The sequence below is a fragment of the Kribbella sp. NPDC058245 genome (assembly GCF_042882005.1).
Classification (GTDB): domain Bacteria; phylum Actinomycetota; class Actinomycetes; order Propionibacteriales; family Kribbellaceae; genus Kribbella.
Genome location: NZ_JBHVWY010000016.1, coordinates 225,978 through 236,598 on the forward strand (window position 1 = coordinate 225,978; position 10,621 = coordinate 236,598).

At 67.0% G+C, this 10,621-nt stretch carries 8 protein-coding genes; 5 read left to right on the forward strand and 3 right to left on the reverse strand.

The window, feature by feature from the left end; genetic code table 11:
- Window positions 1-115 precede the first annotated feature (115 nt).
- The 5 genes from ACFVWG_RS32465 to ACFVWG_RS32485 all read left to right on the forward strand — a co-directional run bounded on the left by ACFVWG_RS32465 (window position 116) and on the right by ACFVWG_RS32485 (window position 5,787).
- On the forward strand, window positions 116-1,183 hold the full coding sequence (locus ACFVWG_RS32465; RefSeq protein WP_391547271.1) for an ABC transporter ATP-binding protein: 1,068 nt from the start codon (window positions 116-118) through the stop codon (window positions 1,181-1,183).
- Window positions 1,180-2,160 (forward strand): ABC transporter permease, encoded by a 981-nt coding sequence (locus ACFVWG_RS32470; RefSeq protein WP_391547272.1) that lies wholly within the window; start codon window positions 1,180-1,182, stop codon window positions 2,158-2,160. The genes ACFVWG_RS32465 and ACFVWG_RS32470 overlap by 4 nt, the downstream gene beginning before the upstream one ends.
- A gap of 1 nt (window position 2,161) precedes the next feature.
- A complete protein-coding gene (locus ACFVWG_RS32475) occupies window positions 2,162-3,193 on the forward strand; it encodes an ABC transporter permease (RefSeq protein WP_391547273.1) in 1,032 nt (343 codons plus the stop codon).
- Window positions 3,190-4,230, forward strand: coding sequence for an ABC transporter ATP-binding protein (locus tag ACFVWG_RS32480; protein ID WP_391547274.1), 1,041 nt, complete (start codon window positions 3,190-3,192; stop codon window positions 4,228-4,230). Before ACFVWG_RS32475 ends, ACFVWG_RS32480 begins: the two co-directional genes overlap by 4 nt.
- A 156-nt stretch (window positions 4,231-4,386) precedes the next feature.
- Entirely contained in the window at window positions 4,387-5,787 is a 1,401-nt protein-coding gene (locus tag ACFVWG_RS32485; protein ID WP_391547275.1) for a GH1 family beta-glucosidase, read from the forward strand.
- A 46-nt stretch (window positions 5,788-5,833) separates the two neighbouring features.
- On the opposite strand, the gene ACFVWG_RS32490 is transcribed toward ACFVWG_RS32485, so the two are convergent.
- Genes ACFVWG_RS32490 through ACFVWG_RS32500 form a run of 3 tightly spaced genes read right to left on the reverse strand, consistent with a single transcriptional unit; the run spans window position 5,834 to window position 9,361 of the window.
- Window positions 5,834-7,048 carry a hypothetical protein gene (locus ACFVWG_RS32490; protein WP_391547276.1) on the reverse strand — a complete coding sequence of 405 codons (1,215 nt, stop codon included), beginning with the start codon at window positions 7,046-7,048 and terminating at the stop codon, window positions 5,834-5,836.
- The gene (locus ACFVWG_RS32495; RefSeq protein WP_391547277.1) at window positions 7,045-7,557 is read right to left on the reverse strand and encodes a SigE family RNA polymerase sigma factor; all 513 of its coding nucleotides are present in this window, start codon (window positions 7,555-7,557) and stop codon (window positions 7,045-7,047) included. The genes ACFVWG_RS32490 and ACFVWG_RS32495 overlap by 4 nt, the downstream gene beginning before the upstream one ends.
- Before the next feature lie 58 nt (window positions 7,558-7,615).
- On the reverse strand, window positions 7,616-9,361 hold the full coding sequence (locus ACFVWG_RS32500; RefSeq protein ID WP_391547278.1) for a bifunctional metallophosphatase/5'-nucleotidase: 1,746 nt from the start codon (window positions 9,359-9,361) through the stop codon (window positions 7,616-7,618).
- Window positions 9,362-10,621 lie beyond the last annotated feature (1,260 nt).

Below are 10,621 nucleotides of genomic sequence, written 5' to 3' on the forward strand. Positions count from 1 at the left end.
TTCTACGCGCATCGCCCCCTTCCCGATGTATTTCACCACCCAGTTCTCGGGCCTCCTCCCGTTGTTCCCCCCCCCCCCCCCCCCCCGGTGCCACGATGCGAGGAGTCTTTCGATCATGACGGTGACCGACCCGGTGGCCCCAGCGGTGGTCCCTGAAGTTGTTCTCGAGGCCGAAGGCCTCACCAAGCATTTTCCGGTACGGCGCAGCCTGCGCGACCTGTTCAGCCGCGAACGCAAGGCTGTGCACGCGGTCGACGACCTGAACCTGACGCTCCGCCGCGGTCGCGTGACCGCCCTGGTCGGCGAGTCCGGTTCCGGCAAGTCGACGGTGGCCCGGCTGCTCGCGCAGCTCTACCGGCGCACCGACGGCGACATCCGCCTGCGCGGTGAGTCCGTCGAGGTCCATGGCGGCCGCGCCTTCCGCGCGTACTGCCGCCGGGTCCAGATGATCTTCCAGGACCCGTTCGCGTCGCTGAACCCGACGCATACGATCCGCTACCACCTGACGCGCGCACTGAAGATCCACGGCCGGGCCGGCAACGGCGCCGCCGAGCTCGAGGAGAACCTGCGCGATCTGCTGAACCGCGTCCAGCTCGTTCCGCCGGAGCGGTACCTGGACAAGTTCCCGCACGAGCTGTCCGGTGGTCAGCGCCAGCGCGTCTCGATCGCCCGCGCCCTCGGCGCCGATCCCGAGGTGCTGCTGGCCGACGAGCCGGTCTCGATGCTCGACGTGTCGATCCGCCTCGGGGTCCTGAACCTGCTGCGGGACCTGAAGGAACGGCTCAACCTCGCCATCCTCTACATCACCCACGACATCGCGTCGGCCCGGTACTTCGCCGACGAGACGATCGTCATGTACGCCGGCCGGCTGGTCGAAGGCGGCGATTCCGAGACCGTCACCCAGAACCCGGCGCACCCCTACACCCGGCTGCTCATCGAGAGCGCGCCCGATCCCGACCGGCTGGACCGCGTCGGTGACCTGCGGGCTCCGGAGGACCAGGGCAGCGGCGAGCCGCCGAGCCTGATCGCACCGCCGAGCGGCTGCCGGTTCCACCCGCGCTGCGTGCACGCGATGCCGAAATGCTCGACGGAACTCCCGCCACGGTTCGAGCTACCGCTGGTCGACAGCGGCCAAAGTCACTGGGCCGCCTGCTGGCTCTACGAGGAAGGGGCGGCGAAGTGAAATTCCTGCTTCAGCGCATCGCCTTCTACCTGTTCACCGCCTGGGCCGCGATGACGATCAACTTCTTCATCCCGCGGCTCATCCCCGGCGACCCGGTCACCGCACTGATCGCCAAGTACCAGGGCCAGCTCAGCACCGACGCGATCCACTCGCTCTACGTCCTGTTCGGCCTGGACAAGAACGCCAGCATGTGGAGCCAGTACGTCGACTACTGGGGCCAGATCTTCCACGGTGACCTGGGCATCTCGTTCAACTTCTTCCCGACCCCGGTCATCGACATCCTGCAGCAGAGCCTGCCGTGGACGATCGCGCTGGTCGGCCTGACCACGATGGCCAGTTTCGCGATCGGCACCGGTCTCGGCATCCTGGCCGGCTGGCGGCGCGGTTCCTGGCTGGACGGTCTGTTGCCGGTGACCACGTTCCTGTCATCGATCCCGTACTTCTGGCTCGGTCTGCTGGCGATCGCCATCCTGGCCGGTCCGGACAGCATCTTCCCGTCGTCGGGTGGTTACGAGCCAGGTCTCGTCCCGTCGTGGAACGCCGAGTTCATGGGCAGTGCGATCCAGCACAGTCTGCTGCCCGCCCTCACCATCCTGATCTCCTCGGTGAGCGGCTGGATCCTCAGCATGCGCAACATGATGGTGACGGTCGCGTCCGAGGACTACATCACCGTCGCGCACGCCAAGGGCCTGCCCGAGAAGCGCGTGATGCTGAGCTACGCGGCCCGCAACGCGCTGCTGCCGAACGTCTCCGGTTTCGCGCTGTCGCTCGGCTTCATCGTCGGCGGCACGCTGCTGGTGGAGATCGTCTTCTCCTACCCCGGCATCGGCTACAACCTGTTCCAGGCCGTCGGCGCCAAGGACTACCCGCTGATGCAGGGCATCTTCCTGGTCATCACGCTGTCGGTCCTGGTCGCCAACCTGATCGCCGACATCGCCTACCTGCTGCTCGATCCCCGCACCCGGAAGGAGGGCTGACATGTCCGCACCCACCAGCACCATCACCGCGATGACCCCCGACGGACCAGAGGTCGCGGCCACGCCGGCCAAGCGCCAACGGTTGCGGTTCGTCGCCAACCCGAAGGCCGCGACCGGTCTGGTCGTGCTCGCGTTCTTCTGCCTGATCGCGATCATCGGCTCCTGGATCGCCCCGTTCGACCCGGGAGCACGCAGTAGTGACATCCTCCAGGGCCCTTCGGGCAAGCACTGGTTCGGTACGACGCACCTCGGGCAGGACATCTTCAGCCAGATGCTCGTCGGCACCCGCGGCGTGATGTTCGTCGGCCTGCTGGCCGGCATCGTCGCGACCGCGCTGTCGGTCCTGATCGGTGTCAGCGCGGGCTTCCTCGGCGGCGCCGCCGACGAGGGTCTGTCCGCGCTGTCGAACGTGTTCCTGGTCATCCCGGCCCTGCCGCTGATCATCATCGTCGCCTCGACCATCCCGAGCGCGGGTGACCTGATGGTTGCCCTGGTCATCGGTCTGACGTCGTGGGCCTGGGGCGCTCGAGTGCTGCGCGCCCAGACGTTGTCGCTGCGACGGCGCGACTACGTCGAGGCCGCCCGCGCGACCGGTGAGAGCACCTGGCGGATCATCACCGCCGAGATCATGCCGAACCTGACCGCGATCATCGCCTCCAGCTTCGTCGGTACCGTGATCTTCGCCGTCATGTCCGAGATCACCCTGGCCTTCATCGGAATCTCCACGATCTCCGAGTGGAACTGGGGCACCATCTTGTTCTGGGCGCAGAGCCAGCAGGCGCTCGCCCAGGGAGCCTGGTGGTGGTTCGTGCCGGCCGGTCTGGCGATCGCGATCCTCGGTACGGCGCTGTCCCTGATCAACTTCGGGATCGACGAGTTCGTCAGCCCGCGGTTGCGCAGCGCCGGTCACACCAAGATCAAGACCAAGGACGGTCACTCGGTCCGGATGCGCGTCGGCTTCACCCCGGTCCTCGGCAACAAGGCGGTCGCGCCGACGCCCGTCGTACGAAACAGCAAGGGGGAGGCCGCGTGAGCGAGCGAAGCGAGGGAGCCAGAAGCACCGGTGGCAAGGAACCGGTCCTGGAGATCAAGGACTTCAACGTCGACTACGGGCTGGGTGAGCAAGGTGTGCGCGCGGTGCGCGACGTCACGCTGACGCTGCACCGTGGTGAGGTGCTCGGGCTCGCCGGCGAGAGCGGGAGTGGCAAGTCCACCCTCGCGTACGGCGTCACCCGGCTGCTGCCGCCGCCCGGAGTGATCAGCGGTGGTTCGGTCATCTACCACCCGCCGGGCGGCGACCCGTACGACGTGATGGCACTGACGGATCGGGAGTTGCGGGCGTTCCGCTGGGCCGAGACGTCGATCGTGTTCCAGGGCGCGATGAACTCGCTGAACCCGGTGCACAAGGTCTCCACCCAGATGCTCGACGTGATCAAGGCGCACGAACCGGACCTCAGCCCGGAGGCACGGCTGTCCCGGGCGAAGTCCATGCTCAAGCTCGTCGGTATCTCCGCGGACCGGATGGACGCCTACCCGCACCAACTGTCCGGCGGTATGCGGCAGCGCGTGATGATCGGGATGGCGCTCGTACTGGAGCCGCAGGTCGTGATCATGGACGAGCCGACCACCGCCCTCGACGTGGTGATGCAGCGGCAGATCCTGGCCCAACTGGTCGAACTGCGCGAGACGCTCGACTTCTCGGTGCTGTTCATCACGCACGACCTGTCGCTGCTGGTCGAGTTCTCCGACCGGATCGCGATCATGTACGGCGGGCGGATCGTCGAGGAGGCCAAGTCGGCCGACCTGTACAAGGACTCGCTGCACCCGTACAGCGAGGGGCTGCTGAAGTCCTTCCCGGCATTGCGTGGCCCGCGCAAGGAGCTGGCCGGTATCCCCGGCTCGCCGCCCGACCTGCGCGGGATGCCGTCCGGCTGTTCGTTCCACCCGCGCTGCCCGCACGCGTTCGACCGTTGCTCCGAGGAGATCCCGCTGCTCGGGATCCCGTCGGCCCGCAACGACCCCAGCCGGTCTGTCGCCTGCTGGCTCCCCGGCCGCGTTCCGGTCGGCTGACCCAATCCTCTAACGTCCGAAGGAACGCAGTACCTGGTACTACGTTCCTTCGAACGTCACTGACATAGGAGCGCCCATGAACGAACGTAGTGAGTTCATCATTCAATGCAGCGTACAAAGTACGACATTCACGACCGGAGCGAAGCGAGGGCGGGAATGAGCACAACGTCCGTCTCGGGGGCGGCTGACCTGATCGCGGGTCTGCCGACCGGCTTCCGCTGGGGTGTCGCGACCTCGTCGTACCAGATCGAGGGCGCGATCGCCGAGGACGGCCGGACGCCGTCGATCTGGGACACCTTCTGCAAGGTTCCGGGGGCGATCGACAACGGCGACACCGGTGACATCGCGTGTGACCACTACCACCGGATGCCGGAAGACGTTGCCCTGATCAAGAACCTGGGCTTCGACACCTACCGGTTCTCGGTCGCGTGGCCGCGGGTGCAGCCGCACGGCAAGGGCCCGGTGAACCCGGCCGGCCTGGGGTTCTACGACAAGCTCGTCGACGAACTGCTTGCCCAGGGCATCGACCCGTGGGTGACGCTCTACCACTGGGACCTGCCGCAGGAGCTCGAGGACGCGGGCGGCTGGCCGAACCGGGACACGGCGTACCGGTTCGCCGACTACTCGATGCTGGTCTTCGAGGCACTGAAGGACCGGGTCGACACCTGGACCACGCTGAACGAGCCGTGGTGCTCCGCGATGCTCGGGTACGCGTACGGTCTGCACGCACCGGGCCGCAAGGACTACCCGGCCGCGATCGCCTCCGTGCACCACCTGCTGCTCGGGCACGGCCTGGCCACCACCGCCATGCGCGAGGCCTCGCCGCGCAAGCTCGACATCGGCATCACGCTCAACGTGGCCACGGCGTACCCGGCCAGTGACGCCGAGCCGGACGTCGACGCCGCCCGTCGCGCCGACGGTATGGGCCGCCGGATCTACCTCGACCCGCTGGTGCACGGCCGCTACCCGGCCGACATCGTCGCGGACCTCGCGCTCGAGGGCGCCGAGATCCCCGTCCAGGACGGCGACCTCGAGCTGATCTCGGCACCCATCGACGTACTGGGTGTGAACTACTACTTCAGCCAGAAGTTCAGCGGGTACGCCGAGGACGGCAGCACGGCCGACGAGAAGGGCCTGCCGGTCAGCCGGACCGTCGAGCTCGGCCGGCCGAAGACCGCGATGGGCTGGGAGATCGTCCCCGAGGGCTTCACCGACCTGCTGCTCAGCATCGCCCGGGACTACCCGAACCTGCCGATGGTGATCACCGAGAACGGCTCCGCCTTCGAGGACCACCCGGACGAGAACGGGTTCGTCGCCGACGAGGGCCGGACCGAGTACTTCACCACCCACCTGGCCGCGGTCGCCGACGCGATCAACCAGGGCGCCGACATCCGCGGCTACCTGGCCTGGTCGCTGATGGACAACTTCGAGTGGGCCTACGGCTACGTCAAGCGCTTCGGCATCGTCCGGGTCGACTACGACACCCAGGTCCGTACCCCGAAGCAGAGCGCGCTGTACCTGAAGGAAATCGCCGAACGGCACCGCAACAAGAGCTGACCCGCAGCGTCCTGGGGTGGCTGTCCCGCCACCCCAGGACGGTCGGTCAGCGATCCAGCGCCGGGTCCGTCACCATGGCGAGCATCTGCTCCTTGGTGATCGCGTTCGCCGGCTTCTTCTTCCCCGGGTACAGAATGCGCACCCGGGCCTGGTCGCCGTCCGGCTGCGTGAAGGCGGCCTGCATTTCGTACATCGGGCCGCCCTGGTAGGTGTGCGGAGCCTCGTAGAACTCTGCCTTGCCGCCGTTCGGCGCGCTCGCCGGGAGGCACTTCTTACCCGACGGTTCATCGACGCAGGGCATCACCGCGGGCGAGGCGTACACGCTGACCGACACCTCGGCGGTGGTGGAACCTTTGCTCCAGTTCTGTACGACGTCGATCATCGTCGGCAGGTCGTCCACCCGGTTGGAGGTGAACTTCCCCGGCACGTGCTCGGCGGTCGTCAGGACGATCTGCTCCCGAGTGGGCGCGAAGCCCTTCAGCTTGTCCTCCTTGGCCTGGTCATCGGCCGACAACGGCGGCAGGTTGAGCTTCGGGTCGGTCGCCCACGCGATCATCTGGGCGTCGGTGATGTCCAGTGTCTTCACCGGGATCGTCGTGTTGTTGCCGAACAGCGGATCGATCGCCAGGAACGCAGTCTCACCGTCGGGCTGCACGTAGCTGAGCTGCGCGGCCTTGCCCTTGCGGCCGAACATCGCGGACCGGCCATTCGGCAGCGTGATCTGGTGGCAGGTCGGCACCGGCTGACCTTCACCGCCGCATTCGGTGCCCCCCTTGGCGTACGGGAAAAGGTTGACGTACAGCATTCCCTGGCCCTTGTCGCCGGCCACGTTCCAGCCGACCTTCCGCGCGGTCCCGTGCACTCCGACATCGGAACCGATGAGGAACGGTCCGACGCTGAAGTCCAGATGCTTCTTGGCGGGGTCGAAATGCTTGACCAGCAGCCCCTTCATCAGCGTGTCGAATCCCGAGGTGCGCGCCACGGCGGCCGCGTCCTCCGCGCTCTGCGTGTTCGCCGGCGCCTGCTGGGTGGCGACCGGTGCCTCCATTTGCGGGCTGTCCTTCAGTACGCCGCTCATCCCGATCGTGGCGACGGCGACCGCGCCGGCCGCGACCAACGCCGTACCGCCGGTCAGGATCCGGCGCCGGCGGAGACGGCGGCGCCCCGCGTTCAGGTCGTCGGCCAGTGACCGCGGCAGCAGGTCATCCTGCGCCTCGGCGGCGTCGGTCAGGCGCTCCAGCAGCAACTTCTCGTCAATCATCGGTGTCCTCCCACAGCCCGAAACTGGGCAGTCAGCATGTCGTTCAGTCGGGCGAGGGCTCGCGCACTCTGGCTCTTCACGGTTCCGGCGCCGCAGTTGAGATCGGCGGCCGTCTCGTCGACCGACAGGCCGACGAAGTACCGCAGGATCACCACCCGGCGTTGCCCGGCCGGTAGTTCGGCCAGCGCCTCGATCAGCACCCGGCGGTCCTCGACCGCGAGCCCTTCCTCCAGCACCGGATCCAGCCCGTCCAGCCCGGAGTCCTCCCGGCGCCACGGCCGCCGGCTCTCGTCGATCCCGGAGTTCACCAGGATCCGCCGTACATAGGCGTCGATGTTGCCCTCGCGATGCACCCGGTGCCAGGCGACGTACAGCTTCATCAACGCCGTCTGGACCAGGTCCTCCGCCTTGTGCACATCACCGCAGAGCAGGTAGGCGATGCGGCGCAGCTGAGTACGCCGCTGAGCGACGTACTCGCTGAACTCCTCGTCCCGTGTTCCTCGAGCCATCCGTTTCCCCTCACTCAATCCGTCACCGATGAGTACGGAGCTTGGGGGGCAACGGTTGTCAGCCCTTCTGCGTAACCCGATCCAGCGGGGCCGGGGTCAAGGTCTTGTGGGCCCGTAGGTACGCGGCGAAGGTCTCGTGATCAGTGTCGGTGCGGACGGGGTCGCGATAGGCGGCCTTCAACGCGGTGTAACCGTCGGCGCCGATCACGGTGTAGGCGAGCGCGGCGACGCGGTAGGTTTTGGCCGGATCCAGTGACGCTCCGTTGATGTGGACGTCGTTGGGGTCGATCCGGTCTCCCTCTGGGCGGCTCGCGTCGAAGCTGTAGTGCACGTTCTTCGACAGAGCCAGCGGCGCGAACTTCCCACCCTGCCACTGCTGCTCCAGTACGGCGTCCAGCTCCGCGCCGGTCAGACTCACGGTCAGCACCGGATTGCCGTAGCCGTAGGCCTCCCACGACTCACCGAGCAACACCCGCCCGTCCGCATCACCCGGCTTGTTGCTGTTGGCAACCAGGAGATCACCGCGGAGCGCCGTCGTTCCGATCGCCGGTTTGGCAGCGATCAGCCCCAGGTCGGCCTGGCCTGCTTTTTGAGCTGTCCACAGGTGTACGTCGGCGGCCAGGTCGGCCATCGTGCTCTCGCCGACCGCGTTCGCGGTGCGGGTGAAGTCGCCGGTCACGGTCGCGACAGGTTCGGCGTACTTGCGATCTCCGGCGGCTGCCCAGTAGTCGACGATCTTCTGCAGCTTCGGATCCGGCGTGACATCGCGGGTGACCGCGTGGTTTGTCGACGTGGTCCGGTCCCGCACGACCTCGCCGGTACGGCGGTCCAGCTGGAGGTTGATCTCGCTGATCAGCCGGCCGTGGTTCGCCGCCTCGACGACCGGCCGCGGGTTGCCGTCGGGGTCCGGGATGCTGCAGTTGAACGCGGCGTGCCAGTGCCCGGTGACGATCGCGTCGATCTGCGGAGTGACCTTGCGGGCCAGGTCGATCGCCGGTCCACTCGGGTTGATGCAGTTGTCGTACGTCGCCGAAGCGTCGGTACCGCCGTCGTGCATGTTCAGCACGATCGCCTTCACCCCTCGCCGCGTCAGCTCGGCGGCCGCCCGGTTCGCGGACTCGACCGGGTCGAGTGCCTTCAGATCCGGCTGGTACGACGTACTGCCGACCGGCGTATCCGGCACGGTCATGCCGATGAAGCCAACCGGGTAGCTGCGGCCGTGGTCGCGGACCCAGCGGATCGTGTACGGCGCGACGATCGTCCGGCCCTTGGCGTCGACGATGTTGGCCGACTGGAAATCGAAGTCCGCACCATGGAACCGGCGACCGGTCGAGTCCTTGAAGCAGCTGTCGACGCCCGGCGTCCCGAAGCACTTCCCGTGCGTCATGTGGTCGACCAGGAAGCCCTTCGAGACGTCCAGCTCGTGGTTGCCGACGCTCGAGAACTCGATCCCGAGCGCGTTCAGCGCCTCGATCGTCGGCTCGTCCGCGTGCGCGTCCACCTCGAACGGCCAGCCGGAGAAGTTGTCGCCGTCAGCGAACAGGATCGAGTTCGGGTGACCGGCCCGGATCGTCTTCAGATGGGTCGCCAGGTAGGCCGCGCCGCCGACCACCTGGCTCTTCCCGTCCGGACCCGCGATCGTCCCGCCGTCCGCGGGCGACGGCGGCCGGAGGTAGCCGTGGAAGTCGGTGATCGAGACCAGTTGGACGGGGACCGTGCGATCACCTCCAGCCGCGGCGGTCCCACCGGTGAGCCCCACTCCGATCAGCACCACAGTCGCGAGCAACCTCGGCGTTCTGCGCATTCCTGCCTCCAACGCGGCCTAAGCAAGCGGTTTCCGACAAAAGGAGACTGCCTCATGATGAACGAGATGTCACTACCAAACGGCGATTCGACAAACCTGGAAAGAATCCACCGATGACAGCGCTCTCCCATCGGTACTGCTGATCTGATCCAATGACTGCGTGGTGGCCGGTGGTCCCGCGAAGCCTCCGGCCATCACCCCGCGCACCCGCACACCCCCGCCCCACCCCGCCGCTCCCGCCGCTCCCGCCGCTCCCGGCACAACCCCCCAACCCAGTGGATAACCCCCGAACTGAGGGGTTGCCCACTGAGATTTCTGATGGGCAACCCTCCAGGCGAGGGGTTAACCCCTGAGGTAGAGGGTTGCCCGCTCAGATTTTTGATGGGCAACCCCCCAGGCGAAGGGTTAACCCCTCAGGTGGAGGGTTGCCCGCTCAGATATTTGATGGGCAACCCCCCAGGCGAAGGGTTAACCCCTCAGGTGGAGGGTTGCCCGCTCAGATATTTGATGGGCAACCCCCCCAGGCGAAGGGTTAACCCCTCAGGTGGAGGGTTGCCCGCTCAGATATTTGATGGGCAACCCCCCCCAGGCGAAGGGTTAACCCCTCAGGTGGAGGGTTGCCCGCTCAGATATTTGACGGCAACGCCCAGGCGAAGGACTACCCCCCAAGCCGGTTGGTTGGCGGGTCGGCGGCGGTGTCAGGCAGCCCGCCCCGCGTTAACGTCCGAAAGAACTGCGGGCGTGGTCTGCGTGTCTTCGGACGTTAGGGGTGGTGAGCGCGGTTGGGCCGGGGTTTGCGGAGTGCCGCTTTCGCTGGTGGGTGTCGCGCTAACTCTCCCCAAACCGGTTTGGGGAGGGCTTGGTCGGCCCGGAACGAGGTCTGGGGAGGATTGGCCCCCCGAATCGGTCCCAGATCCTCCCCACCCGCGCACAAAGCGCCTCCCCGACCTTGAGCACCTACCAACCATCCTCACGGCGCGACCACGGTTGAACGGTGCACAAAGTGGCCCACCACGCCGACCTTGAGCACCCACCAACCATCCTCACGGCGCGACCACGGTTGAACGGTGCACAAAGTGGCCCACCTCCCCGACCTTGAGCACCTACCGACCATCCGCGGACGGCCGAAGTGGATGCTCCTATAGATGTCAAGCGGGCTGTGGTTTGGTGAGGACGTAGTAGATCTCGCGGGTGACGATTCGTTTGAGGCAGCGGATGGTGTCTCTTTTGGAGAGGCCTTCGGCGGTGCGGCGTTCGAGG